This window comes from Micromonospora sp. Mcm103 (genome assembly GCF_024519755.1).
Classification (GTDB): Bacteria; Actinomycetota; Actinomycetes; order Mycobacteriales; family Micromonosporaceae; genus Micromonospora; species Micromonospora aurantiaca.
In genome coordinates this window covers 373,354-398,554 of the sequence record NZ_JALJRJ010000003.1, presented here as the reverse complement: position 1 = coordinate 398,554, position 25,201 = coordinate 373,354, and the positions used below count along the sequence as shown (strand labels likewise).

General features: G+C 70.7%; 24 protein-coding genes, 1 tRNA gene and 1 pseudogene. 11 read left to right on the top strand and 15 right to left on the bottom strand.

The annotated features are described in order from the left end of the window. Nucleotides 1-72 precede the first annotated feature (72 nt). Complete coding sequence (locus OC439_RS06845) at nucleotides 73-369, top strand: helix-turn-helix domain-containing protein (protein WP_262012692.1); 297 nt, start codon at nucleotides 73-75, stop codon at nucleotides 367-369. A gap of 468 nt (nucleotides 370-837) precedes the next feature. Continuing rightward, nucleotides 838-1,041, top strand: a complete 204-nt coding sequence (locus OC439_RS06840) for a cold-shock protein (protein ID WP_007074326.1) — start codon at nucleotides 838-840, stop codon at nucleotides 1,039-1,041. Between the two features lie 437 nt (nucleotides 1,042-1,478). On the opposite strand, the pseudogene OC439_RS06835 reads toward OC439_RS06840, so the two are convergent. The 3 genes and pseudogenes from OC439_RS06835 to OC439_RS06825 all read right to left on the bottom strand — a co-directional run bounded on the left by OC439_RS06835 (nucleotide 1,479) and on the right by OC439_RS06825 (nucleotide 5,143). After that, nucleotides 1,479-2,131, bottom strand: a pseudogene (locus OC439_RS06835) (hypothetical protein). A 2-nt stretch (nucleotides 2,132-2,133) separates the two neighbouring features. After that, nucleotides 2,134-2,700 carry a hypothetical protein gene (locus tag OC439_RS06830; protein WP_262012690.1) on the bottom strand — a complete coding sequence of 189 codons (567 nt, stop codon included), beginning with the start codon at nucleotides 2,698-2,700 and terminating at the stop codon, nucleotides 2,134-2,136. Between the two features lie 94 nt (nucleotides 2,701-2,794). Continuing rightward, nucleotides 2,795-5,143, bottom strand: coding sequence for a DEAD/DEAH box helicase (locus tag OC439_RS06825; RefSeq protein WP_262012689.1), 2,349 nt, complete (start codon nucleotides 5,141-5,143; stop codon nucleotides 2,795-2,797). 61 nt (nucleotides 5,144-5,204) lie between these two features. On the opposite strand from OC439_RS06825, the gene OC439_RS06820 reads away from it, so the two are divergent. From OC439_RS06820 to OC439_RS06810, 3 genes are all read left to right on the top strand, one after another. Beyond that, entirely contained in the window at nucleotides 5,205-5,516 is a 312-nt protein-coding gene (locus OC439_RS06820; RefSeq protein WP_262012688.1) for a hypothetical protein, read from the top strand. Between the two features lie 6 nt (nucleotides 5,517-5,522). Then, nucleotides 5,523-6,674 (top strand): hypothetical protein, encoded by a 1,152-nt coding sequence (locus OC439_RS06815; RefSeq protein ID WP_262012687.1) that lies wholly within the window; start codon nucleotides 5,523-5,525, stop codon nucleotides 6,672-6,674. A gap of 373 nt (nucleotides 6,675-7,047) precedes the next feature. Beyond that, nucleotides 7,048-7,123 (top strand) — tRNA-Arg (locus tag OC439_RS06810). Nucleotides 7,124-7,131: 8 nt separating this feature from the next. Here OC439_RS06810 and OC439_RS06805 read toward each other — a convergent pair. The 5 genes from OC439_RS06805 to OC439_RS06785 all read right to left on the bottom strand — a co-directional run bounded on the left by OC439_RS06805 (nucleotide 7,132) and on the right by OC439_RS06785 (nucleotide 11,599). After that, on the bottom strand, nucleotides 7,132-7,794 hold the full coding sequence (locus OC439_RS06805; protein ID WP_262012686.1) for a DUF6882 domain-containing protein: 663 nt from the start codon (nucleotides 7,792-7,794) through the stop codon (nucleotides 7,132-7,134). Nucleotides 7,795-7,868: 74 nt separating this feature from the next. Further along, a complete protein-coding gene (locus OC439_RS06800; protein ID WP_013283846.1) occupies nucleotides 7,869-8,042 on the bottom strand; it encodes a hypothetical protein in 174 nt (57 codons plus the stop codon). Nucleotides 8,043-8,330: 288 nt separating this feature from the next. Then, a complete protein-coding gene (locus OC439_RS06795; protein WP_262012685.1) occupies nucleotides 8,331-9,413 on the bottom strand; it encodes a family 43 glycosylhydrolase in 1,083 nt (360 codons plus the stop codon). Nucleotides 9,414-9,600: 187 nt separating this feature from the next. Then, complete coding sequence (locus tag OC439_RS06790) at nucleotides 9,601-10,434, bottom strand: inositol monophosphatase family protein (protein ID WP_262012684.1); 834 nt, start codon at nucleotides 10,432-10,434, stop codon at nucleotides 9,601-9,603. 4 nt (nucleotides 10,435-10,438) lie between these two features. After that, nucleotides 10,439-11,599 carry a hypothetical protein gene (locus tag OC439_RS06785; RefSeq protein ID WP_262012683.1) on the bottom strand — a complete coding sequence of 387 codons (1,161 nt, stop codon included), beginning with the start codon at nucleotides 11,597-11,599 and terminating at the stop codon, nucleotides 10,439-10,441. A gap of 133 nt (nucleotides 11,600-11,732) precedes the next feature. Here OC439_RS06785 and OC439_RS06780 point away from each other — a divergent pair, with 133 nt between their 5' ends. From OC439_RS06780 to OC439_RS06770, 3 genes are all read left to right on the top strand, one after another. Beyond that, complete coding sequence (locus tag OC439_RS06780) at nucleotides 11,733-12,530, top strand: 6-phosphogluconolactonase (RefSeq protein WP_262012682.1); 798 nt, start codon at nucleotides 11,733-11,735, stop codon at nucleotides 12,528-12,530. 126 nt (nucleotides 12,531-12,656) lie between these two features. Continuing rightward, nucleotides 12,657-13,433 (top strand): HAD-IIB family hydrolase, encoded by a 777-nt coding sequence (locus OC439_RS06775; protein WP_262012681.1) that lies wholly within the window; start codon nucleotides 12,657-12,659, stop codon nucleotides 13,431-13,433. 120 nt (nucleotides 13,434-13,553) lie between these two features. Further along, on the top strand, nucleotides 13,554-15,353 hold the full coding sequence (locus OC439_RS06770) for an adenylyl cyclase (RefSeq protein ID WP_262012680.1): 1,800 nt from the start codon (nucleotides 13,554-13,556) through the stop codon (nucleotides 15,351-15,353). A 48-nt stretch (nucleotides 15,354-15,401) separates the two neighbouring features. Here the strand turns inward: OC439_RS06770 and OC439_RS06765 are convergent, their stop codons facing one another. Both OC439_RS06765 and OC439_RS06760 read right to left on the bottom strand, forming a co-directional pair. Further along, nucleotides 15,402-15,992 (bottom strand): ATP-dependent Clp protease proteolytic subunit, encoded by a 591-nt coding sequence (locus OC439_RS06765; protein ID WP_194798752.1) that lies wholly within the window; start codon nucleotides 15,990-15,992, stop codon nucleotides 15,402-15,404. 125 nt (nucleotides 15,993-16,117) lie between these two features. Next, on the bottom strand, nucleotides 16,118-16,759 hold the full coding sequence (locus OC439_RS06760) for a helix-turn-helix domain-containing protein (protein ID WP_262012679.1): 642 nt from the start codon (nucleotides 16,757-16,759) through the stop codon (nucleotides 16,118-16,120). A gap of 154 nt (nucleotides 16,760-16,913) precedes the next feature. Here OC439_RS06760 and OC439_RS06755 point away from each other — a divergent pair, with 154 nt between their 5' ends. Then, nucleotides 16,914-17,927 carry a potassium channel family protein gene (locus OC439_RS06755; RefSeq protein ID WP_135243166.1) on the top strand — a complete coding sequence of 338 codons (1,014 nt, stop codon included), beginning with the start codon at nucleotides 16,914-16,916 and terminating at the stop codon, nucleotides 17,925-17,927. Between the two features lie 24 nt (nucleotides 17,928-17,951). Here the strand turns inward: OC439_RS06755 and OC439_RS06750 are convergent, their stop codons facing one another. Continuing rightward, nucleotides 17,952-18,434, bottom strand: coding sequence for a MarR family winged helix-turn-helix transcriptional regulator (locus OC439_RS06750; RefSeq protein WP_174361689.1), 483 nt, complete (start codon nucleotides 18,432-18,434; stop codon nucleotides 17,952-17,954). Between the two features lie 86 nt (nucleotides 18,435-18,520). Between OC439_RS06750 and OC439_RS06745 the strand changes: the two genes are divergently transcribed. Next, nucleotides 18,521-19,168 carry an FMN-dependent NADH-azoreductase gene (locus OC439_RS06745; RefSeq protein WP_262012678.1) on the top strand — a complete coding sequence of 216 codons (648 nt, stop codon included), beginning with the start codon at nucleotides 18,521-18,523 and terminating at the stop codon, nucleotides 19,166-19,168. An 80-nt stretch (nucleotides 19,169-19,248) separates the two neighbouring features. Here OC439_RS06745 and OC439_RS06740 read toward each other — a convergent pair whose 3' ends face one another. From OC439_RS06740 to OC439_RS06730, 3 genes are all read right to left on the bottom strand, one after another. Continuing rightward, a complete protein-coding gene (locus OC439_RS06740) occupies nucleotides 19,249-20,283 on the bottom strand; it encodes a 2-oxoacid:ferredoxin oxidoreductase subunit beta (protein ID WP_262012677.1) in 1,035 nt (344 codons plus the stop codon). Beyond that, complete coding sequence (locus tag OC439_RS06735) at nucleotides 20,276-22,123, bottom strand: 2-oxoacid:acceptor oxidoreductase subunit alpha (RefSeq protein WP_194798746.1); 1,848 nt, start codon at nucleotides 22,121-22,123, stop codon at nucleotides 20,276-20,278. The genes OC439_RS06740 and OC439_RS06735 overlap by 8 nt, the downstream gene beginning before the upstream one ends. 196 nt (nucleotides 22,124-22,319) lie before the next feature. Then, nucleotides 22,320-23,732 (bottom strand): hypothetical protein, encoded by a 1,413-nt coding sequence (locus tag OC439_RS06730; RefSeq protein WP_262012676.1) that lies wholly within the window; start codon nucleotides 23,730-23,732, stop codon nucleotides 22,320-22,322. 125 nt (nucleotides 23,733-23,857) lie between these two features. On the opposite strand from OC439_RS06730, the gene OC439_RS06725 reads away from it, so the two are divergent. Then, nucleotides 23,858-24,235: an NADH-quinone oxidoreductase subunit A gene (locus OC439_RS06725; RefSeq protein ID WP_030273665.1), complete on the top strand. Its 378-nt coding sequence runs from the start codon at nucleotides 23,858-23,860 to the stop codon at nucleotides 24,233-24,235. A gap of 3 nt (nucleotides 24,236-24,238) precedes the next feature. Here OC439_RS06725 and folP read toward each other — a convergent pair whose 3' ends face one another. Continuing rightward, nucleotides 24,239-25,108 (bottom strand): dihydropteroate synthase, encoded by an 870-nt coding sequence (gene folP / locus OC439_RS06720; RefSeq protein WP_262012675.1) that lies wholly within the window; start codon nucleotides 25,106-25,108, stop codon nucleotides 24,239-24,241. Between the last annotated feature and the right edge of the window lie 93 nt (nucleotides 25,109-25,201).

The following is a 25,201-nucleotide window of genomic DNA, read 5'->3' as shown; positions in this document are numbered from 1 at the left end:
GGTAGATGGTGTTCTGACTCGTGACCCTGGGCCCCGGCGCGCAAGCGCCGGGGCCCTCGACGTGGAGGTGACATGGGGCGAAACCCCGAAGACATGTTCGGCGATGAGAACTACCCGGCCTACACCATCGGGCAGGCCGCGGAGATGCTCGGCACCACGCAGGACTTCCTGCGTCGCCTGGACGAGGCGAAACTGATCAACCCGCACCGCTCCAGCGGCGGGCACCGCCGCTACTCCCGCTACCAGCTGCGCCTGGCCGCCCGGGCACGCGAAATGGTCGACGGCGGCACCGCCCTGGAGGCCGCCTGCCGGATCATCATTCTCGAAGACCAACTCGAGGAAGCTCTCCGGCAGAACGAGAAGCAGTAGCGGGGGCCGCGACGACCGGACTGACCAGCCCACCCTTCGTGCGAGGTCGTCGGCGGGCTGGTAAGCCGGCCGGCCCACCAGGCGAACGTCCAGGTTCCCGCCTCGGTCCGACGGCCCGTCGAGGACGGTGAGGAAGTCGCGCATCTCGGCGAGGGGTGCGGTGCCACCCAGGGTGAGCGCGTCCACGATCGCCGGGTCGCCCAGCGCGGCGTGGATCCGGCGCGCCTCCGCAGGGAAGCAAGCTCAGTTGACCAGGTCCACTCACCGCCATCGGTTGAACAACGGATCATGTGCTACGGTGTCCCAGTTGCAGTTTTGATTTCCAGTAGACGTTTTCCGGCGCCTGATGGGGCATCTGAAACCCATCCAGGCGCTTTTCGTTTTTCGTGTCGTTTCGACGCGGGTGATCAACGCGGCGGCGTAAGGGTCCGCACAGTGCGGCCTCTGACAGCCTGCGAAGGAGCAGACATGACTACAGGTACCGTGAAGTGGTTCAACGCCGACAAGGGCTTCGGCTTCATCAGCCCGGACGGCGGCGGCGCTGACGTCTTCGCCCACTTCTCCGCGATCTCGGCGAGCGGCTTCCGCAGCCTCGACGAGAATCAGAAGGTGGAGTTCGACATCACTCAGGGCCAGAAGGGCCCGCAGGCGGAGAACATCCGCCCGCTCTGATCCAGATTCTCTGAACGGCGGCCCGACTGGTTCAGCGGGTCGCCGTTTGGCGTTTCATGCGCTCACCACGCCATCGCGAAAATCATCTGATCGGCTGAAGGCCGGCCGTCTCGGTGTGGGGCCGGCCCAGCAGTGTCCCCGTGCTCTCCCCACTGGATCGATTCGGACCTCGGGCGCTCGTCTGCCAAGCATCGCCCCTTGTCCCGCCGCGCGTTAGCCGTGGCCAGCTTGAGGCGGCTGAGCGCTTGCGGTCCCCGTAGTCCGGCCGCGTCGAACACCGCGACAGCGTCGGTGAGGTGGTCGATGACGTCGGTGGTGTCGCCGAGGACCAGGTAGGCCGTCGCCGCGTTGGCGGCGGCCCGTGTCGGGCAGTACGGGCCGAGGGTGAGGCTAGCTTGAGCTTTAACCCGCTGGGCGGCGGCATCGACCCCGGCTGATCATGAGGATCCTTCCTCGTCGTCGAGCAGTTCGCGGCGCCACTCCGCGAATCGGCTTCGGAGATCGTCCAGCGCAGTGCCGGTGACGCCGTACTGGGCGAAGTCGTCGGGATCGAGCTGGGTGGCTTGTCCGAGGGCGTCGGCGAAGATGCGCGGGTCGAAACCACGATCGGCGCGCTGCGCGAGGGCGAGGAGGGCGTCGCGGGTGTAGCGGCCGGATCGGAGCGTGGCGTCGATGTCGATGAAGTCGCGGGCGAACGCTCGTCCGTAGAGGGCGCTCATCTTGTTTGCTACTGCGTCGTCGGGGTGGAGGACGGGTCCGATCGCCATGAGGATCGGTTCGTTGGCGCGCCAGTCCACGCCGAGTTCGACCTTGGAAACCCGTACGCCGTCGGTGACTGCGAGCCGGGCGAAGGTGTCGTACTGCCGCTCGGTCTCGACGGTGAGGCCGTCGTCTCGGTAGGCGTGTACGACGGCGGCGACTGCGGCGGTGAATTCGTCGCGGCGGTCCCAGGCGGTGAACAGGTCGACGTCCTCGCTGGCCGCTCCAGGAGCCCAGCGGCCTGGACCGCGTAACCGCCGGCCAGCGCGAAGCCGTATCGGTCGGCCGCCGCGAGCCCGGTACGGGCGAGGCGTTCGTGGAAGGGGTCCACCGCTATGCCGCGTTGCTGCGGGTGGCGGCGAGTTCGGGGAAGGCGTCCTCCCAGCGTTGGCGGAGCTGGGATGGCAGCCAGAGAGTGGGCCAGAGCCGCCGGAGGAGTTCGGCATCGAGCCAGGTGTGCAGGTCCTCGACGGTGCTGGCTTCGGTGAGCACCACCTTGTACATGCTGGCCAGGCGTGCGGGCCGGTTCAGGTCGTACTCGGCATGCCCGGACCAGTCGAGGTGACGCGGAAGCGTCACCGTCCCTTCGGTGGGACCATGCAGTGCGGCGAGGGTTTCGGCCACCACGTAAGGCTTCCGGTCGCCGTAGGGCCGGTAGTCCGCTGGCGGCTGGGGTGACATCCTGCGCCGGCTGAGGTTCGTCGCCCGCCGGACTTCCGGTCGTAGCGCCTGACGGATCGTCTCCCGGCTGTACCCGGTGACCCGCTGCAGATCCACCGGCCGCCATCCGGCCGCGTGAAACGCCCGCAGCTGCTCGTCCCGCTCGATCAACGCGGCCGCCCGCGTCGCCTCATACCGGGAGACAACCGCCTGCAACTCATCCTCGGAGAACCGGCCCATGGCCGTTAGCCTACCAGGCTAGGCCCAGCACGCTTGGCGTACGTCATTCTTTGGGAGCCGGCGGACCAGTCATGATGATCGCGATGGGATGTACTCATGTTCTGGTGAAGCCGAGGGCCCGGTATCCGGGCATGCGGCGTGGGAGTGAGGCGGCGAGGATGGGTGTGGCCGGGTCGTGGTAGTCGTGGACCTCGGCAAGGTCCTTGCCGGGCGCGGCGCGGATGACGCGGCCGGCGCATTGGACGAGTAGGCCGTCGTAGGAGATCGGGCCGGCGAGGAAGAGGGTGTCGAGGGCGGGGGCGTCGAAGCCTTCACCGATGAACGGTGTGGTGCCGATGACGAGCAGGCCGTCGCCGGCCTTCGCGCCGTCGAGCCGGTCAACGATGGCCCGCCGGTCGCGGGTGCTCACCGCGCCTTGGAGCACAAGCGCCTGATGTCCGCGTGCGGCGAGCAGGGCGGTGAGTGCCTCGACCTGGGCGACCCGTCGGGTCAGCACGAGACAGTTGCGACCGCGGGTCAGGGCCGCGGCGACGTCGTCGGCGATCTGGGTGTTGCGGGGTTCGTCGAGGGCCAGCCTTCGGTGCACCTCGGCGAGCGCGCCGGGCGCGTCAAGGTCGACGTCGCCGGGTTGGAAAGTGGTCTCGTGGATGAACAGCGCTCGACGGGGGCCGGCATCGGTGTGCATCGCAGCCGCGAGGGTGCCCTGTTCCTCGTCGGTCAGGGTGTGGCGGACGGGGCCGAGTTGCCAGGTGACGAGTTGGCCGAGGCCGTCGCGTCGGGTAGGGGTGGCGGTGAGGCCGAGCCAGAACTGCGCGGCGATCCGTTTGACCAAGTGCTCGTACGCGGCGGCGCCGAGGTGGTGGCATTCATCGACGATGACGTGCCCGTACCCCTGGGTCAGGGTGGCGACGTCGTCGCGCCGGGCGAGGGAGGGCAGCAGTGCGATGTCCACCGTGCCGGTGAGCTTGCGTCGGCCGCCACCGAGTTGGCCAGGCTTGATGTCGAGGAACTGTTGGATGCGGGTGCGCCACTGGTCGGCGAGAGCTTTGCGGTCGACGAGGACGAGGGTGGAGGTGTTGCGTTCGGCGATCACGGCGCAGGCCATGACGGTCTTGCCGGAGCCCGGTGGGGCGACCAGGATTCCGTCGTCGTGGGCGAGGAGTGCGCCGACCGCGACGGCCTGCTGGCCAGTGAGTTCGGCGGTGAACGCGGTGTCGATCTCGGTCCCGGAGTTTCGTACGTCGGCGACGGCCAGCCGTGACCCGGTGCGCTCGACGATCGTGGTGATGGTGTGCCGTAGGCCCCGCGGAAGGATCAGGCGACCATCGAGGGTGAGGTCATAGCCCTGGATGAAGCGTGGCGTATCCCAGGTGGACTTGCGGAGTCGTTGCAGCTCGTAGAACTTCGGGTTGGCCATGGCGGCGGCGTGTTTGAACGTGGCGAGTGCGGCGGGGGTGAGCTGTCCGGCGTCGATGCTCAGCCCGGCACCGGCCTCCGCGTGGACCACCGGAGGCAGTGGAGGGTGGACCTGCGTCGCGGCGGACCGGCTGATCGTTGCGATGTCGGCACCGGTGACGGATTGTTTGGCCTGCCGGGCGATCTGTTCGGCGTCGCCGGGGCTGAGCCGGTCCAGTGTCGACAGGAATGCCCACTGGTCGGCGTACGGCTCGAGGGTGCCGAGGTCGAGGAAGGTGGTCAGTCCGTCCTTGCGGCGGCGGCCCTGTAGCGGCGCGGCGATGAGGTTGCCGAAGCCACCCTCAGGAAGGACGTCCTGGTTGGGGAAGAGACGGTCGTACGACCGCAGATCCATCGACCCGCGCAGCACCATCGCCTCGCGCAGCAGGACCGTACCCACGGCCCGCGCGGTGGCCGCGGGAACAGCGCCGGTGAAGAAGACCCACACGTGGGCTCCGCGGCCCGACTGGGAGATCTCCAACGCGGCGGGCACCGCGCTGGCCCGTGCCGCCTTCACGTATGCGAGGGCGTCGAGCATCGCCGTCGGGCCGTCGAAATCGGCCACGACGAAGTGGCAGGTGTTGCCGGGCATCAGCGGGTACAGGCCCATGAACACGTCGCCGACCAGATGTGCCGCGACGACCTCCGTCGTGCGGGGCAGGTAGGTGGCACCCCGCCGGTCCATACCCTTGCGCCAGCCGCCCGCGACCGCGGGCATCCATCCGGCTGCGCCGGTACGGGCGTTGTCCCACCGCACGGCGTACACGTCGGCCCGGGCCCGGAACCGGTCGGTGAACAACGTCAGCTTGTCCCGGGTCGGCGAAGCCATGGTGACCAGCCCTGGCGGCTCAACCGGAGCGGACAACTGCTCCGGCGCCGCAGTCGTGTCCTGGCCGCGCAGCTCCAGCAGACGCCCCAGCCGGGCGTTCTCCGCCCGTAACCGCTCCACCTCCCGCCGAAGATCGACGAACTCGGCCACCGAACCCATGCCGACCATCCTCGCGCATCGGGCTCCGAACACCCCGACACCGGTCCGCTATCCTCCGCCGATGGCATCGAAGGGGACCGCCGCGTTGGAGGCGATGATCGAGGAAGCCACCGTCGACACGGACGGTCACGAGGACCAGCGTGCCGGCCTGTTCGCCATGATCGAGGAGCATCTGGCGGTGCCGTTCACCACCACCGTCCTCGGCGTCGAGGTCACCATAGGCAAGATCGAGCTGGCCGCGGACAGCATCGTCGCGGTCTGCGCCCGAGGCCGCCACCGGCAACGGGTCGGTCTTCTCGACCTTCCGCTACCCACCCCTATGCCGGACGGTGCCGCGTGGATCGACGCCTACCGGCACTGGGCCGGGAGGTAGGCCACGATGAGCGAGTACCAGTACTACGAATTCACCGCCGTCGACCGTCCCCTCACCGTCCGCGAGCGGGCCGAGCTGCGGTCGCTGTCCACCCGGGCCGACATCACTGCCACCAGCTTCGTCAACACCTACGAGTGGGGCAACTTCAAGGGCAACCCGCGCACGCTGATGGAACGGTACTTCGACGCGCACCTGTACCTGGCGAACTGGGGCACCCGCCAGCTCATGCTGCGACTACCGAAACACGTGCTCGACCCCGCCACCGTCTCCCAGTACTGCCAAGGTGACAGTGCATCCGCGTGGACCGCCGGCAAGCACGTCATCATCGACCTCCACGACGAGGACGAGGACGGCACCGATGAGTGGGACCTCGACGGTCACGGCCTCCTCGCCTCCATCATCCCGGTCCGGGCCCGCCTCGCCGCCGGCGACCTGCGCCTGCTCTACCTGGCCTGGCTGCGCTGCGTACAGTCCGCCGAGATCGCCGACGACGAGCCTGAACCGCCCGTCCCCGCCCGGCTGGGGACCCTCGACGCGTCCCTCACCGCCGTCGCCGAGTTCCTACGCATCGACCCCGACCTGATCGCGGCCGCGGCGGCCGGATCGGCGCCGGCCACCTCCGGCGAACCGACCGCTGCGCAACTACGCACCTGGGTCGTCGGGCTGTCCGCGCGGGACAAGGACGCCATCTTGACCGACCTGATCACCGGCGGCGACAGCCAACTGCGCAACCGGCTGCTGCGCCGCTACCGCGACGCACACCGCACTGATACGCCCACCCCGGCAGCCGCCCGTACCGCCGGGGAACTGCTCGCCACCGCCGCGGAGTTGCGCGCCGAACGGGAACGACGGGACGCCGAGCAACGCGAACGCGACCGGATTCGCCGCGAACGGTCCGCCGCAGCAGCCCGGCAACGGCACCTCGACACCCTCGCAGTCGACCAACCCGCCGCCTGGCAGCGAGTCGACGAGCTCATCGCCACGAAGAAACCCCGCGAGTACGACACCGCCGTGCAACTCCTCGTCGACCTGCGCGAACTCAGCGAACGCGACGGGGACAGTTCGTCGTTCCAGCACCAGCTGGCCGAGCTACGGGTGGCGCACGCCCGCAAGCCCAGTTTGCTCGAACGCCTCAACCTCGCAGGCCTCGACAGCTGACGCATGGTTCCCCGCTGACCGTCGCCAAGGTGTGGCGAGGATCGTGGATGGCCGGTGCGGCGTGCCAGCGTGACGCCCCAGACAGTCGACGCCGGCGGCGGTCCGCTCCCCGACGCGACCCCATCGCGCCGGACACTTCATTCTGCCCGCCAAGATCAACCGGGGTCACCTGGAGACTCCTCCAGCGGATGCCGACCGGGGTGAACCGGTGCCAACGTGGGTCACCATGGCCGACCGCCGGTCGCGAACCGGGGTTCGTGTGCGCCGGGTGTGGTCCTGGGCTGGGAGAACGGCGGTCCGGGTGACGTGGGTGAACGGGGGCCACTCCCTGCCACCCCAGGTGAACCCCCACGTCGCTAGACTAGGCGCTCGCGCCCTCGTAGCTCAGGGGATAGAGCATCGGTTTCCTAAACCGTGTGTCGCAGGTTCGAATCCTGCCGGGGGCACCACATTCCGCCTACGGGCTGACCGTTCCGGACAGGTTGCTGACCCGGCCCATCGCGTCGAAGTCGACACGCAGGACCGACCCGTCCCGATCCTGCGCCGTCACCGACATCGGCGCCCGATCCAGCCGCCACCCCTGCTGGTGCAGGAACGACTCGACGGCGACGCGGTGCTCCACCGGGAACGACTGAAGGACCTGGGTCAGGACGGTCAGCGCCCGCTCCGGCCGGACCGGCGCGGTGATCTGCGGCGGGGCGTCGTCGAGGTGGAAGAAGACGGCGCCGCCGTCGTACGGCCCGCGGTAGTAGCAGCGGCCGGTGAGGCCGGACGCCAGCAGGGCGAGGCGGTGACCGTCGGTGCGCTGGAGCGGGAACGTGGGCTCGGTGAGTTCGGCGACCCCTTGGCGGTGTCCGTACTCGCGAAGCCAGCCGGCCAGATGCAGCACCGACGGCGGGAGGTTGCTGGCCTCGTTGGCCCAGGCCCACAGCCAGGTGCCGTCGTCGTGGCTCTCGGTGCCGAGGACCTGGACGCGGTACCGCAGGTCGGTCCCGAACGTAGCGATGCCGCCGGGCACGTCGAGTTGCCAGTCACGTTCGCCGAGCAGGTCGGCCAGCGCCATCTGGCGGGCCAGGCCGGTGCCGACATGTTCGGCGAAGAGTCGATCAAACGTCGGCATCGCCGCAGTGTGCCAGACCTTTCAGCGCGGGGCGGCCCCGCGTCCGGCCGGAGCCGGAGCGCGGGGCCGGCGGGTCAGCGGACCAGCGCTGCCACCAGCGTCCCGATGCAGGCGACGACGGCGGCGATGATCGGACTGAGCGTCTTGATGTACGCCAGGATGAGCCGGTGCCGGTCGGTCGGCTCGGCAACGGTTTCGTCCTCGTCCTCTGGTGTCTCGAAGTCTGACCCGTGAGGGATTACAGTCAACGTGACTCCTTCCGTTGCAGCGGTGGAGTCGAATGCGGCGTCCGGTGGCAGCCGGGCGCCGCCCTCTGTGTGAGGCGACGCAGTGCCGTTCGACGGTTCGAGCATCCTCCCGGCGGACAGCTAGCACAAGAGTGGTCAATTCACTGTCGGGTACCTGACAAGCAGATGCATCGCATCGAGAAAATTTCGGTGCCATCTCTTGCCAAATGCAATTTTCCGTGAAGCAGTTCAACCCAGCGTGACCACACCAAAGCGCATGGTGAGCAGTCGTGTCACCAGGCGCGCCGACTACGACACGACGAAGCCGGTCGAAGGGCGGGTCAGGACGCCGGTCATCGGGAAGCGGGTGGAGCCGTTCCACCAGTGCCACACCACGCGCTCGCTGCCGTCGGCGGCGGCGAAGACGTCCATCCCGCCGGGGCCCTGGTGGTTGCCGGGCAGGCCGCTGATCGGGTTGAGTCCGGCGCTGCCGGTGTAGCCGAAGAAGGGCCGCGACACGCCCTCGCGGATGGGAGTGCATCGGGAGCCGGGCAGGGGACTGGCGCCGCAGCGAGCGATGCCGGTGGCGTAGCGGGCGCTGTCCCAGTTGTTGCCCGAGTACATGAGGTACCAGTCGCCGTCGGCGGCCTTCCACATCGACGGGTTCTCCACCACGTGCGTACCGCCGCTGGTCTTGGCGGTGTCCCAGGTGATGTCGGTGCTCTTGAGCATGTCCCGGCGGGTGTCCCAGATCGCACGGCCCTCGCCGTCGGTGTGGACGGTGGAGATGCCGGTCTCGGCGCCGGAGGCGATGGCGTCGTCCCGGTAGGTGACGTACAGGTTCCCGCCGGCCACGAAGGGGTTGGCGTCGAGTGCCCACCGGCCGGCGTCCGGGCAGGCCCACTCGCCCTGGTTCTGGAAGGGGCCGCGGGCGCTGTCGGAGATCGCTCGTCCGATGCACTTCTGGCCGGTGCCCTTGCGGGAGGCGGTGTAGAACATGAAGAACCGGCTGCCGAAGCGGGCGACGCCCGGTGCCCAGACCGCGCCGCCGGGCTCCGCCCAGGCTCCTGGACCGGACGGCAGGGCGTCGTGCGAGGCGCAGTCGGCCATGCCGACGCTGTTGCCGGAGCCGTGGACGAGGACCGGTACGTACAGCCTGCCGGTCGCGCCGCAGCGCGCGCCGGTCCCGGCGCCGACCGTGGTGCCGTAGGTGACGTACGAGCCGTCCTTCGCTAGCAGGGTGTCGGGGTCGGCCAGCGGGAAGGTGGACGAGCTCGCCAGGGCGGACAGGTCGCCCTCGGCGGCCGCCGTGGCGGGCGTCGCTGCCGTGCCGGCGACCAGGACGGTCGCCGCGAGGGCGGCGAGCGCCCCGCGCATTGGAAAGAAAATCACCGGACAGCCTCCCCTGATGAAGGTGGTTGCCGGTCGGAGGCTATAGATGGGTGGCGATCCCGTCAATGAGCCGGAGGTGGCAGGTGCCCGACGCGAGTATGTCGGTCAGGTTGGGAGGGACGTATCCGCCGACGACTGGGCCGTGACGGGGTCTGTCGATCCCCTCCGCGCTCCAGGCGAGCAGTCGTCAGCCCGCGAGGTGGACTTGTACGTCGCGGTGCAGGCTCGGGTTCGCGACGGCGAGGATCTGGTGTCGTCTGACCTCGCCCCGGCCGAGACCCCTGACGATCTCACCAAAGTCGATCGGTCGGCCGGCGGGATCCGTGACCGTGCCTCCGGCGCGCGCCACCAACTCGTACGCCAAGGTCTCGTAGGACGGCTGACCGAACTGGTGGTCGACGAACCCGTCGACCTCACCCACCGCGATCCGGGCGGCGACGATGGCGCCGTCCACCGTCCCAAGCAGTTTGGGGCCGCCGAGCAGCTTCAGCGGCGGGTCCTGCCGGCGGTTGCGCTTCAGCAGCGACACGACCAGGAACGCGTCCTCGACGCGCTCGGTGGCCGAGCAGGTCGCGGGCGTGGTGCTGCCGTGCATCGACGTGACGTGCACACCGGTGTCCGAGGTGGCCCAGACGACACGTGGGATCTGGATGTCCGCGATGGCACCGCTGAGGAACTCTCCCTCGAGGGTGTACTCGTACACGGCCACCGCCGACTCCCGTACGCCGTGGAAGGTCAGCGTGGTGTTGCAGTAGGGGTCGCACACGATCATTCGCGGCTCGTCGCCGAGGCGCACGAGGCCGGCCTCCTCCGAGAACACCTGTCCTTGGAACCCGTGCCGCCCCAGCGCGTCGAACAGCACCCGCTCGGCGACGTCGTCCACCTTGTGGGCGGTGTGGCCGCCACCCTTGTCTTCGGTGACCTCACCGAGAGTGGTCGTCGCCGCCGCGTCCGAGAGGGCGGGTCGAACCGTTTCGGCGATCTCGGCGGCCAGGTCGAATGTCAGCGGTTCGTGCGCCACGTCCTCAGCCTCTCGCCTGCCCTCGGGCTTCGATGTCCGCGAAGCATGTCTCGCACACCGTACGCCTGCTTGCCCGATGCAGCCTGCTTCGGCGACGCCAGATGAGCCGTGCCGTGCAGACGTCGCAGTAGTGCGGCGGCAGGATCTGCTCCCTTACAGCGAGGAGGATCGCCGTTCCCAGCAGGCCGAGCAGCACACCGAACGCGTAGCAGAGAACCTGGCTCACCCGGCGGAGTTCGGTGAGATCGGTGATCGTGACGATCGCGAACAGGGCGGCGGGCACGTACAGGATGATGGAGATGGTGAAGATCCAGGCTCCAGGGCTGCGGCTGTGGATGTCGGCCGATCGGTAGAAGCCGGTCGACGGTCGTACCGCCTGGAGCACGGGCGGCGCGAGGGCGAGCGCGAGCGTCACCGCGGCCATGTCCGTGTAGCCGCCGTATACGAGTGCGATGGTGAGGGCGGAGGCCAACAGGCCGACGCATCCGGCGAAGGGCAGCATCGCGAGATTGCGGAAACGTGATTCGCTGTGCAGGCCGAAGAGGTAGGAGAGCTCGCCTCGGCCGTACGGGTAGAAGCCGATCTTGCGAACGGTGCCCGGCCCGACTCCTTGCGCCAGTGAGTGGTACTCGGACGTGTCCACCCGGCAGCGCAACGATAGTTCCGGCGAGTGTTCGAGGTTAATGATCATGCGGGAGGCGGACGGCGCCTCGACGGAGAAACCGAGTCGCCAAGTTTGGAGCACGCCGTCGCCACCCATCAGGAAGAACAGGCTGGCGCTCGTGAAACTGACGCGCAGGCTACCGGACAGTCCGCGTAGCTCCCGGGTGGGTGCCTCGACGATCAGGCAGGAGTCGGTAGTGACCTGACGCGCGCCGATAGTGCGGCTGCCGCCGGAGATAGTCAGAGCGGCGACCCGGGGTGGTGCTGTGCCGGTGGCCCGCAGGGAGTCCAGCGGGAGCGGCACCGCGAACTTGACCAGCGGTGTCCAGGCGCTGCGGCCCCGCGCCGGCACCGGTACGTCGATGTCGACATGGACCGTGCCGACGTAGGTTGCCGGTGCGTCGACCACGCGAAGGTGGACCACGGCGGCGCGTCGTTCGGTGTATTCGTGCAGAAGATCGTGTACCCGAATTCCATCGAATCGCTGCAGATTGGCGGTCACGTCGGATGAGGCAGCAGATGACATCGTCGGCTTCCCTCTGGCGCGGATTTCGCCCGGGCGGGTATCGACGACGGTAGCGGGGGACACAACATCTCCATCTCGTCGAACCATTCCAAAGCGGTAGGAGAGGAAAATGGTGCGGGTCCGGTCCGTCGTATTCGCCTCGGCTGCGGATCTCGCGACCCAGGTGGCGCTGGAAATTGCCCGTGGGTTGCGGAGCGCTGCGTCCGAGGATCGTCCCTATCTCCTGGGCTGTCCCTCGGGTCGAAGTGCGACCCAGGCGTTCCGGGCTCTCGCCGGGATCGTGGCGGAACAGGGCGTTCCGGTTGCCGGGCTCGTCGTGGTCTCGCTGGACGCGTATGTCGATTCCGGGGCCGGCGGGTTCACGCCGGTGCCGGCGGATCGCCACCACAGTTGTGAGCGGTACGTCGCAGCGGAGATCGTCGGCCCGCTCAACCGAGGGCTGCCGCCGGGGGGCCGGCTTCCCGCCGATCAGGTGTGGGTGCCCGGGCCGGAGCGGCCCGGTGACTTCGACGTGCGGATTCGAGCGCACGGGGGCATCGACCTGTTGCTGTTGGCGTCCGGATCGGGTGACGGGCACGTGGGCTTCAACGGCCCGGGGGCGCCCCGGGAGAGCGTCACGCGGGTGGTGCAATTGGCGGAGTCGACCAGGCGGGACAACCTTCGTACGTATCCCGATTTCCGCTCGGTCGACGAGGTGCCTACGCACGGCGTCACCATGGGAATCGCCACGATGGCCGATTTGGCTCACCGTGCGTTGCTGCTCCTGCCCGGGAAGGAGAAGGTGGCCGCCTTCCGGCGGGTGAGCCGGTGCCGGGACTATGACCCCGAGTGGCCCGCGTCAGTGGTGGCGGCCTGCGGCGACGGGGTGGTGTACTCCGACATTTCCGCAGCTCGTTCCCACGAGTGAGCGGCGGAGGAGATAGCCTGCGACCGGAAGGTGGCGCGGAGTGACGATCGGGGCGCGCGGACGCCGGGAGTGTCACCGTCGGTACCCTGGCAGGTCCTGGCCTGTCCGCGACGACATGAGGTATTCGTGAACGATCTTCGAGTGGTGGCGTTCGATCTCGACGACACCCTGGCGATTTCCAAGTCCCAGATCGATCGTCGGATGGCGGAGTTGCTCGGCCACCTGCTCACCGAGGTGGACGTGCTGGTCATCTCCGGTGGCCGGTTCGAGCAGTTCCAGTCGCAGGTGCTCGCCCACCTTGACCTCACCGAGGAGCAGCGCGACCGGCTGCACCTGATGCCGACCTGCGGCACCCGCTACTACCGCTGGTCCGACGGGGACTGGCGGCAGGTCTACGCGGAGGATCTGACCGAGGCCGACAAGGCCCGTGTCGTCGCCGCGCTCACCGAGTCGGCGCAGGCGCTGGGCCTGTGGGAGGCGAAGACCTGGGGCGACATCATCGAGGACCGGGGCAGTCAGATCACGTTCTCCGCGCTGGGGCAGTCCGCCCCGGCGGCCGAGAAGTACGGCTGGGACCCGGACGGCGACAAGAAGCGGCGTCTGCGGGACGCGGTCGCGGCGAAGCTGCCCGACCTGGAGGTGCGCGGCGGCGGCTCGACGTCGATCGACGTCACCCGCAAGGGCGTGGACAAGGCGTACGGCATGCGGAAGCTGCTGGAGCACCTGGACCTGAAGATCGACAACGTGCTCTTCGTGGGTGACCGCCTGGACGTGGGCGGCAACGACTACCCGGTCAAGGCGATGGGCATCCGCTGCGTCGCGGTCACCCGCTGGGAGGAGACCGCCGACTACGTCGAGAAGCTGGTCGACGACCTGGTGAAGCAGCGCGCCGAGCGCGCCTGAGCACAGCCCGCAGCAGAGCCCGCCGGTTCCGGAACCGGCGGGCTCTGGCGGTATCGACGGTGATGAGGTAGGAACAGCCGGGAGAGCGCTCTCCCGTCCCATCACCGAACAGGCAGGCAGATGCGATCACCCGACCCCTCCCGCCGCCGTTTCCTCACGCTCACCGCCTCCGCGGCCTCGCTCACCGCCCTCGGCCTCCCGGCCGGCGCCGCCGCCGCGTCCCCGGCCGCATCGCCGGCCGCGCGACCCGCCCGCGAGCCCGACTTCGGCCCGAACGTCTTCGTGTACGACCCCAGCACGCCGGTCGAGGAGATCCAGTCCACGCTGGACGGGCTGTTCACCGCCCAGGAACGCAACGAGATGGGCTTCGACAGGTACGCCGTGCTGTTCAAGCCCGGCCGCTACGAGGTGGACGCCCGGCTCGGCTACTACACGACTGTCGCCGGTCTCGGCGCCCACCCGGACGACGTGGAGATCCACGGCGCGGTCCGGGTGGTCGGGCAGCCCGACCCCAACTCGCCCGCCGGCATCTCCGCGCTCACCAACTTCTGGCGCTCGGCGGAGAACCTCGCTGTCACCCCGACCGACTGGTCGAACCAGTGGGCCGTCTCGCAGGCGTCACCGATGCGGCGGGTGCACGTGAAGGGCGTGCTGTGGCTGGAACCCGGCAACGGCGGCTACTCCAGCGGCGGCTACATCGCCGACTCCAAGGTGGACGGCATCACCATCAACGGTTCCCAGCAGCAGTGGCTCACCCGCGACAGCGAACTCGGCGGCGAGTGGACAAACGGCGTGTGGAACCAGGTCTTCTCCGGCGTGATCGGTGCGCCCGCGCAGGGCTTCCCCGACCCGCCATACACCACGCTGCCGACCAGCCCGGTCACCCGGGAGAAGCCGTACCTGTTCGTCGACGCCAAGGGCGCCTGGCGGGTCGCCGTACCGCGCCTGCGCCGGAACACCGCCGGCACCACCTGGGCCACCGGCGGCGCGCCGGTGCCGTCGCTGCCGCTGTCCGCGTTCTACCTGGCCCGGCCCACCGATTCGGCCAAGCGCATCAACGCCGAACTGGCCCGGGGCCGGCACCTGCTGCTCACCCCCGGCGTCTACCACCTGGACCGGGCCCTGCGGGTACGCCGCCCGGACACCGTCGTGCTCGGCATCGGCATGCCGAGCCTGGTGCCGGACGGTGGGGACGCGGCGCTGCGGATCGAGGACGTGGACGGGGTCCGCATCGCCGGGGTGCTGGTGGACGCCGGGCCGGTCGAGTCGCCGGTGCTGGTGGAGGTCGGTACGCGGCACTGCCACCGGTCGCACGCCACGAACCCGATCTCGCTGCAGGACGTCTTCTTCCGCATCGGCGGCCCGTACGCCGGGCGGGCGGTGACCAGCCTCGTGGTGCACAGCCGGCACACGCTCATCGACAACATCTGGGCCTGGCGCGGCGACCACGGCCGGGCCGGCACGATCGGCTGGACCGTGAACACCGCCGCCACCGGCGTGATCGTCAACGGCGACGACGTGACCGCGTACGGGCTGTTCGTCGAGCACTACCAGCGTTGGCAGACGATCTGGAACGGCGAGCGTGGCCGGACCGTGTTCTACCAGAGCGAGCTGCCCTACGACCCCCCGAGCCAGGCGGCCTGGCGCAGCCCGACCGGCAACGGCTGGGCCTCGTACAAGGTGGCCGACCACGTCCGCACGCACGAGGCGTGGGGGCTCGGCGTCTACTCGTACTTCAACCAGGGCGTCGACATCCGCTGCGACCGGGCTATCGAGGCGCCGCGCCGGGCCGGGGTGCGGTTCCACGACGCGATCACCGTGTTCCTGGACGGCAGCGGCGGCATCGAGCGCACGATCAACGAGATCGGCACACCGGTCGTCGGCTCGTACGGCACCAGCCCGGTGATCAGCTACCCCTGACCGCGAGGCGCGGCCCGGCCGGTGCGGGACCGGCCGGGCCGCGCCCGCTCACGCCGCGAGCTGGTCGACGCGGGTGAGCACCTGGTCGACGAGGCCGTACTCGCGGGCCTGCTCGGCGGTGAACCAGCGGTCGCGGTCCCAGTCGCGCTGGATCTCCTCCAGCGTCCGCCCGCTGTGCCGGGCGATCAGCTCCTGCATGGTGCGCTTCACGTGCAGCATGTTCTCGGCCTGGATGGTGATGTCCGCGGCGGTGCCGCCCATCCCGCCGGACGGCTGGTGCATCATGATCCGCGAGTGCGGCAGCGCGAACCGCTTGCCCGCCGCCCCGGCGCAGAGCAGAAACTGTCCCATCGACCCGGCCATCCCGAGCGCCAGCGTCGCCACGTCGTTCTTGACGTACCGCATGGTGTCGTAGACGGCCATGCCGGCGCTGACCGAGCCGCCCGGCGAGTTGATGTAGAGGAAGATGTCGCGCTCCGCGTCCTCGGCCGCGAGAAGCAGGATCTGCGCGCAGATCTGGTTGGCCGACGCGTCGGTGACCTCGGTGCCGAGGAAGATGATCCGCTCCTTCAGCAGCCGTTCGAAGACCCGGTCGCCGAACGCCGGCTGCCCCTCGTCGAGCATCCAGATGCCACTCATCGCCGCCACCTCCGTGCCGCCGGTGGGCGGGGGACCGCCCGGGAACCCGGCGGTCTCCAGCGTCCGCCGGGCGCACCCGTGCGGCCCAGGCTTTCTGCCCGGGGCAGATTCGCCGTCGGCAGAAGCTACGCGGCGACCGGCCGCCGCCGGCCCGCGCGGGCTCGCCGCCGCGCCAGCGTGACGGAGGTACGCGGACGGGGGCGGACGGCCGGGGCGGAGGGAGCCGGCCAGATCCGGATGCCGCCGCCGAACCCGATCGGCGTGGCGGCGTCGAGGGGCGCACCGAGCGGCGCCGGCACCAGGCCGAAGGGCCGCAGCGCGCCGCCCAGCAGCGGCGTGGCGGTGACCGGCCGGCGGGCGACGTGCGGCCGGAGCGAGACGGCGGGCCGCCGGGTCACGTGCTGCCGGGGCGACACGGCCGGACGGCGCGTGACGGACAGCCGGGGCGGGCCGACCCGCAGCTGCGGCCCGGTGCGGGCGACCGGCACCCGGTCGAAGCGGGCCGCCGAGATCCCGGGACCGACCGGGGCCGGACGCTCCCGGCGCAGCTCGTCGCGGGCCTCTTCGAGCAGGTCGGCGAGGTGGATGCCGAGCGCGCGGCAGATCGCGGCGAGCACCTCGGAGGAGGCCTCCTTGCGGCCGCGTTCGACCTCCGAGAGATAGGGCAGGGAGACGCCGGCGGCCTGGGCCACCTCGCGCAGCGTGCGGCCCTGGCGCAGGCGGATGCGCCGGAGCACCCCGCCGATCACGCGTCGCAGCAACGACATGCCGGCCTCCTCGCGGTCGCCGTCCCGACGTCCCCATCATGCCCTGTCCACGTCGCCGGCAGCGGCCCCGGCGGGTACCGATCGTCACCCGGCGGGCCGGATCCCGGCGTACCCGTTATCTTGTGGGCGTGCAGGTGGCGGAGCAGGACCGACGGTGATCCATTTTCCCGCGCAACGGCGGGGGCCGCTGAGCGCGCTGAGTCTGCGCCTGCTCGCCGCCCTCGGCCTGGTCTTCGCCACGGTCTTCGTGGTCTGGCTGGACCGCGACGGCTACCGCGACGTGGACGAGAGCGGCCTGACCCTGCTCGACTGCTTCTACTACGTGGTGGTCTCGCTCTCCACCACCGGGTACGGCGACATCACGCCGGTCAGTTCGTCGGCGCGGCTGGCGAACGTCCTGTTCATCACCCCCGCCCGGGTGCTGTTCCTGATCATCCTGGTCGGCACCACCCTGGAAGTCCTGACCGAGCAGTACCGCACCGGCCGTCGCCTGTCGCGGTGGAGGAGAACCGTGAAGGACCACGTCATCATCTGCGGCTACGGCACCAAGGGTCGAAGCGCGGTCTCCGCCCTGCTGGAGAACGGCACGGACAAGTCCAAGATCGTGGTGGTCGAGCGGAGCGGGCCGGCGCTGCGGCAGGCCACCTCCAACGGGCTGGTGACGATCGAGGGCTCGGCGACCCGCTCGTCGGTGCTGGAGCAGGCGCACGTGCGTACCGCGAAGTCGGTCATCATCGCGACGGACAGCGACGACGCGTCGGTGCTGGTGGCGCTCACGGTCCGGCAGCTCACCGCCGGCCAGGTACGCATCATCGCGGCGGTCCGGGAGGCGGAGAACGCGCCGCTGCTCAAGCAGAGCGGGGCGCACCACGTGATCGTCTCGTCGGCCACGGCCGGGCGGCTGCTCGGCCTGTCCACCTCGGCCCCGCCCCTGATCGACGTGGTGGAGGACCTGCTCACCCCGGGTCAGGGCATGGCGCTGGCCATGCGGTCGGCCGAGCGCAGCGAGGTGGGCCGCTCGCCGCGCGAGCTGGAGGCGCTGGTCATCGCGCTGGTCCGCCGGGGCAAGGTGGTCACACTCAACGACCGTGCCGCCTCGGTGATCGAGACCGGCGACATGCTCGTCCACGTCCGGGACGACCGGCCGCAGGCCACCACCGCGATCTGACCCGGCCCCGCTGAGCGCCCGCGGTCAGCAGGCGCCCGGGCCGCCCTCCGCGATCACTTCGCCGCAGGTCGACGACCGGCCCTGGGTGGCCCGCCGCAGCAGGTCGTAGAGCAGGTCCCGCTCGCCCGGTGCCAGCGCGCCGAGGACTTCCTCCTCCGCCCCGGCGAGCGCGCACTCCGCCTCGCGCAGCCGCTTCGTGCCCGCCTCGGTGAGGCGTACCTCGTGCCGGCGGCGGTCCTCCGGGGAGCGGCGGCGCTCGGCCAGGCCGTCCGCCTCCAGGTCGTTGAGCAGCCCGACCACGTTCGTGCTGTCGATCTGGAGCGTGCCGGCGAGCGCCTGCTGACTGATTCCGCCGGCGTCGCGCAGCACGGTGAGCGCCACCAGGTGGCGGGGGCGCAGGCCCAGCGGGGCGAGTACCGACTCCGAGCGCAGCCGCATCCGCCGGGCCAGGTGGTCGAGCAGGGGCCCGGAGCGGCGCTCGGACTCCTCGACCGGTGCGGCGGACATGTGACCCAGTTTACGCGGCCCGGGGAACATCGACCTGCTATAAATAGTTGGTCCTACACGAACGATCGTCGGAGGAGGAATCACCAATGGCGCACCTACTGCACATCGACTCCAGCATCACCGGGGAGCGGTCGATCAGCCGGCGGCTCACCGCCCGCGCCGCCGCCGCGTGGCGTGCCGCCCACCCGGACGGCACGGTCACCTACCGCGACCTGGGTCAGAACCCGCTGCCGCACCTCGACACGGCGAGCGGCCTCGCGCGCATGGTGCCGCCGGATCAGCACTCCCCGGAGCAGCAGGCGTCCTGGCGGCTGACCGAGGAGGTGGTGGCCGAGGTGAAGCAGGCCGACACCGTCCTGCTCGGGCTCCCGCTCTACAACTACGGCGCGCCCAGCAGCGTGAAGTCCTGGGTCGACCACCTGATCGCCCCCGGCATCGCGTACGACCCGGTGACGAACGCCGGGCTGCTCGGCGACCGCCAGTTCGTCGTCCTGGTCAGCCGCGGTGGCGGGTACGGCCCGGGCACCCCGCGGGAGGGCTGGGACCACGCCGAGCCGTGGCTGCCGCACGGGCTGTCCCTGACCGGGCTGGAGCCGCGGTTCATCTGCGCCGAGCTGACGCTGGCCCCGGTCAACCCGGCGATGGCCGAGCTGATCCCGCTGTTCGAGCAGAGCCTCGCCGCGGCCGAGCGGGCCGTCGACGAGCTGTGGGTGCCCGCCTCGGCGGCCGCCTGACCGGGCTGTCGCACACGCGAAGGGCGGGCCGTTCCACGGGGGAACGGCCCGCCCTTCGACCGTGACGGGTCAGCGGTGGATCAGAGGATCGTCCAGGTGTCGCCGCTGCCGAGCAGCGCGGCGAGCTGCTGCTCCGGGGTCTTGTCGACGCCGGCCTTGGCAGCCGCGACCTGCTCCTGCACCACGCTGTCGTAGGAGGGGCGGCCGACCGACCGGAACACCCCGATCGGGGTGTTGCTCAGGTCCAGGCCGGGCAGCCGGGACAGTGCGAACGCGTACGCCGGGTCGGCCACGCCCGCGTCGTGCACGACGATCTGGTCGGCCGGCGTGTTCGCGGTCTCCCGGACCTCCAGCCCGAAGCCACCGGGCGGGTGGACGACGCAGAACTGCCCGTCCTTGCCGAACGTGATCGGCTGCCCGTGCTCCAGCCGGATCAGGAAGTCGTCCCGGGTGGCCGGCTCCTTCAGCGGGTCGAACGCGCCGTCGTTGAAGATGTTGCAGTTCTGGTAGATCTCCACGAACGCCGAACCCTCGTGCTGGGCGGCGGCCCGCAGCACCGACTGGAGGTGCTTGCGGTCCGAGTCGATCGTCCGGGCCACGAACGTGGCCTCGGCGCCGAGCGCCAGCGACAGCGGGTTGAACGGGGCGTCCGCCGAGCCCACCGGCGTCGACTTGGTGATCTTGCCGACCTCGGACGTGGGCGAGTACTGGCCCTTGGTGAGACCGTAGATCCGGTTGTTGAACAGCAGGATCTTGAGGTTCACGTTGCGACGCAGCGCGTGGATCAGGTGGTTGCCGCCGATGGAGAGCGCGTCACCGTCACCGGTGACCACCCAGACCGACAGGTCCGGCCGGGACACCGACAGGCCGGTGGCGATCGCCGGGGCGCGGCCGTGGATCGAGTGCATGCCGTACGTGTTCATGTAGTACGGGAAGCGCGACGAGCAGCCGATGCCCGAGACGAAGACGATGTTCTCCCGGGGGATGTTCAGCTCCGGCATGAAGCCCTGTACGGCCGCCAGGATGGCGTAGTCGCCGCAACCGGGGCACCAGCGCACCTCCTGGTCGGACTTGAAGTCCTTGGCGGTGAGCTTGAGGGCGACGGGCTCAGACATTCTTCAGGACCTCTTCCAGCATCGTCTCCAGCTCGGCGGCGGTGAACGGCAGGCCGCGGACCTGGTTGTAGCCGATCGCGTCGACCAGGTACTTCGCCCGGATCACGTGGGCGAGCTGGCCGAGGTTCATCTCCGGCACGACCACCTTGTCGTAGCGGCTCAGCACCTCGCCGAGGTTGGCCGGCATCGGGGCCAGATGCCGCAGGTGGGCCTGGGCCACCGAGAGCCCGCGCTGACGCAGGCCACGGCAGGCGGCACCGATCGGCCCGTACGTCGAGCCCCAGCCCAGCACCAGCACCCGGGCGTCGCCGTCCGGATCCTCCACCTCGACATCCGGCACCGGGATCGTCTCGATGCGGGCGGCCCGGGTCCGCACCATGAAGTCGTGGTTGGCCGGGTCGTACGAGATGTCGCCGGTCTTGTCGGCCTTCTCCAGACCGCCGATCCGGTGCTCCAGGCCGGCCGTGCCGGGCACCGCCCACGGGCGGGCCAGCGTCTGCGGATCCCGCAGGTACGGAAGGAACGTGGTGCCGTCCTCGCCGTTGGGCTCGGTGGCGAACTCGACCCGCAGGTCGGGCAGCGACTCGACGTCGGGCAGCAGCCACGGCTCGGAGCCGTTGGCGACGTAGTTGTCCGACAGCAGGATCACCGGGGTGCGGTAGGTCAGCGCGATCCGGGCCGCCTCCAGCGCCGCGTGGAAGCAGTCCGACGGCGACTTCGGCGCGATCACCGCGACCGGCGCCTCGCCGTGCCGGCCGTACAGGGCCATGTTCAGGTCGGCCTGCTCGGTCTTGGTGGGCATGCCGGTGGACGGACCGGCCCGCTGCACGTCGACGATGACCAGCGGCAGCTCCAGCGCCACCGCCAGGGAGATCGTCTCGCTCTTGAGCGCCACACCCGGGCCGCTGGTGGTGGTGATGCCGAGCGCGCCGCCGTACGACGCACCCAGCGCCGCACCGACCGCGGCGATCTCGTCCTCGGCCTGCATGGTGACCACGCCGAACTTCTTGTGCTTGCTCAGCTCGTGCAGGATGTCCGAGGCCGGCGTGATCGGGTACGCGCCGAGGAACACCGGCAGCCCGGAACGCACGCCTGCCGCCACCAGGCCCAGGGACAGCGCCGCGTTGCCGGTGATGTTCCGGTAGGTGCCCGGCAGCATCTTGGCCGGCTTGACCTCGTACCGGACGGAGAAGTCCTCGGTGGTCTCGCCGAAGTTCCAGCCGGCCCGGAACGCTGCCACGTTCGCCGCCACCAGCTCGGGGCGGGCCGCGAACTTGCGCTCCAGGAAGCGCAGCGTGGACTCGTACGGGCGGGAGTACATCCAGCTCAGCAGCCCGAGCGCGAACATGTTCTTGGCCCGCTCGGCGTCCTTCTTGGACACGTCGAGTTCGGCCAGCGCGCCGATCGTCATCGAGGTGAGCGCCACCGGGTGTACCGCGTACCCGGCGAGCGAGTCGTCGTCGAGCGGGCTGGCCGCGTAGCCCACCTTGGCCAGGTTGCGCCGGGTGAACTCGTCGGTGTTGACGATGATGTCCGCCCCGCGCGGCAGGTCGGCCAGGTTGGCCTTCAGCGCGGCCGGGTTCATCGCCACCAGCACGTTCGGGGCGTCACCCGGGGTCAGGATGTCGTAGTCGGCGAAGTGCACCTGGAAGCTCGACACGCCGGGCAGGGTCCCGGCGGGAGCGCGGATCTCGGCGGGGAAGTTGGGCAACGTGGAGATGTCGTTGCCCAGTTGCGCCGTCTCCGAGGTGAACCGGTCGCCGGTGAGCTGCATGCCGTCGCCGGAGTCACCGGCGAACCGGATGACCACCCGGTCCAGCTGACGGATCTGCTTGGTCACACCCGCACCTCGCTTAACTGAGCGCCGTCGCCCTCGCCGGCCCGGCCCGCTCCGATTCTCACGTCAGAGCCTACGTCGCCACGTTAGGGCCACCTTGGTCGAGGTCCGACGTATGGGACTGGATCGGGCCGCTGTATGCCCTGCTTTGCAGGGTTTAGTACCTGGGCCCGTAACCCAGATCACCACATATCCATGATCACCGGTCGGTGATCGGACGCTCCGGCGCGGTGATGTCGCTGCGGCGGCGCAGCGAACGGGTCGCCAGCGTCAGCGCGAGCACGACCAGGAGACCGGACACGGCGATGAGCGCGATGGCGGTCCCCCGGACCGAGGTGTCGTCGCGGTCCCGTTCGCCGGCCGCGACGAGCACGCCCTGCGAACCGGTCGGAGCCGGCGCTCCGCCGGGCGGGACGGCGTCCGCCGCCGCGGCGCTGATCCGGAAGCTCATCTGCACCTGCCGGTCCCGCCCGCTACGCGGATCCAGCCGGCCGATCACCGCGCCGGACAGCGGCGCCCGCCGCTGCGCCTCCGCCGAGGCGGCGAGCGTCAGCCGTACGGTAGCGGTCCGCCCGGCCGCCAGCGCGCCCAGCTCGCAGCGGGTCCGGTCGGCCGACACCTGGGCGCAGCCGCTCTCGGTGCCGGCCACGGTCACCCCTTCGGGCAGGAGCACCTCGATCCGGCCCGCGGCGTCGACCTTGCCGGTGTTGCCCAGCCGGACGGTGAGCGTGCTGGGCGCGCCGCTGATGTCGAACAGCACCTCCTCGGCGCGCAGCGAGATGCCGGGTACCGGCGGTCCGGGCGGGAACAGCACCGCGAAGCCCTCGTCGTCGTACGCCGCGCCGGTCACCCCGGGCGCGACGGCGGTGACCTGGACCGATCCGGCCAGCGGCATGGTCCGCCAGGCGTCGCCGTCGACCCGGACCCGGATGGTCGCGCTGAACCGGGCACCCGGCTCGGCGTCCCACCCGACGCAGCTGTGGTTGCCGTCGCCGGCCGGCTCGCAACCCGGGGTGCCCGCGTCGGTCAGCCCCGGCGGCAGCGTGTAGGCGAGGCTGATCCGCTCCGTCCGTCCGCCCGTGTTGGCCACCGTCACCAGCAGCGTGGCCACCGTGGCGTCGGCGTTCCAGTAGGCCGGCGGGAGGACCACGTCGCCGGTGGTCACGCGTACCCCCAGGGGCCCGCCGGCCGGCTGCGCCGGCGGTGGCGGCGGGGTCTTGACCGGCGGCACGACCGGCGGGGGCGCCGGTGCCGTGGTGGCCGGCGCGGCGGTGGTCGGCGCCGGCTCGGCGGGCGCGCTCGTCGGCGGCGGGGCCGGCGAGGTGCTGACCGGCGCCGGCGGCGTGGTCGGAGGCGGCGGTGGCTCGGTGGGCGGCGGGGCCGTCGCGGTGTCCGTCGGCTCGCCGGTGGGCGCGGGCTCGGTCGGCTCGCCGCCGGGGTCGCCGCCCGGCTCGACGGGCTCGATCACCCGGAGCGCGGCGGCCGGTCCCGGGTGAGCGACGGCCCCGGCCGGCGCCACCGCCACCAGCGCCGCGACGAGCGCGGGCGCCAGGAGCGCGAGGGTACGGCGGAGCGCGACCCGCCGAACGGGCGCAACGCGGGGGCGGGGCATCTGTCCTCCGGGACGATCAATGAGATCCCATTATTCGGTGATACTTGCCATCAAGCACTAGTCCTGCGAGGAAACGAATTCGTAACGTGTCCGGGACATCTGGACGGGACCGGTACGCTCCGGTCGTGACCGGATACCTCGGCTCGTACGCCACGCTCGGTCTGCTGCTGCTCGCCGCCGTGCTCTTCTTCGTGACGGCGTTCTCGGCGAACCGGGTGTTACGTCCGAGTCGGCCGGCCGAACCGTGGGGCAAGCGGGCCTCGTACGAGTGCGGTCTCGACCCGGTCGGCGGCGACTGGGCCCAGATGCAGATCCGCTACTACGTCTACGCGTACCTCTACGTGCTCTTCGCGGTCGAGGCGGTGTTCCTGTTCCCGTGGGCGCTGGTCTTCGACCGGCCCGGCTTCGGCGCCACCACGGTCGTGGAGATGGGCGTCTTCGTGGCGATCGTCGCGCTCGGCATCCTCTACGCCTGGCGGCGCGGCGTCCTGCGCTGGACCTGACCGCTAGGCGAGCCCGCGGCGGGTCGCCGCCGGCGGCCGGTCGCCCCGGATCGACGCCACCATGTCCAGCACCCGGCGGGTCTCGCGGACCTGGTGGGCGCGGAACACCCGGGCGCCGAGCCAGGCCGAGACCGCCGTGGCGGCGAGCGTGCCCTCCAGCCGCTCGGGCACCGGCAGGTCGAGCGTCTCGCCGATGAAGTCCTTGTTCGACAGGGCCACCAGCAGCGGCCAGCCGGTGCCGGTCAGCTCCGCCAGCCGCCGGGTGATCTCCAGCGAGTGCCGGGTGTTCTTGCCGAAGTCGTGCGCCGGGTCGATCAGGATGCCGTCCCGGCGCACACCCAGCCCGGCCGCGCGTTCGGCCAGCCCGGTCACGGTGCCCACCACGTCGGCCACCACGTCGTCGAAAGCGGCCCGGTGCGGCCGGGTACGCGGGGCGAGCCCGCCCGCGTGCGAGCAGACCAGCCCGGCGCCGGTCGCCGCGGCGACCCGGGCCAGCGCCGGGTCCGCCCCCGACCAGGTGTCGTTTAGCAGGTCCGCGCCGGCCGCTACCGCCTCCACGGCCACCTCGGCCCGCCAGGTGTCGATGGAGATGACCACGTCCGGGAAGGCGGACCGGACCGCCGCGATGGTGTCCACCGTCCGCCGGATCTCCTCGGCCACGTCCACCTCGTCGCCCGGCCCGGCCTTCCCCCCGCCGATGTCGATGATTTCGGCGCCCTCGTCCACCGCGCGTTCCACCGCGCGCAGCGCGCTGTCCTGGGCGAAGGTGGCACCCCGGTCGAAGAACGAGTCCGGCGTGCGGTTGACGATCGCCATCACCACCAGCTCACCGGGGGTGAACGTCCGTCCGCCCAGCCGCAACGCCCCGGTCATACCCGCCTCCTCGCCGCCGGACCGCACCGGCCGGTCCGACGCTATCCGGTCCCGCCCGAGCCGCCCGTGCCGGTCCCGTGCGCCGGACGCATT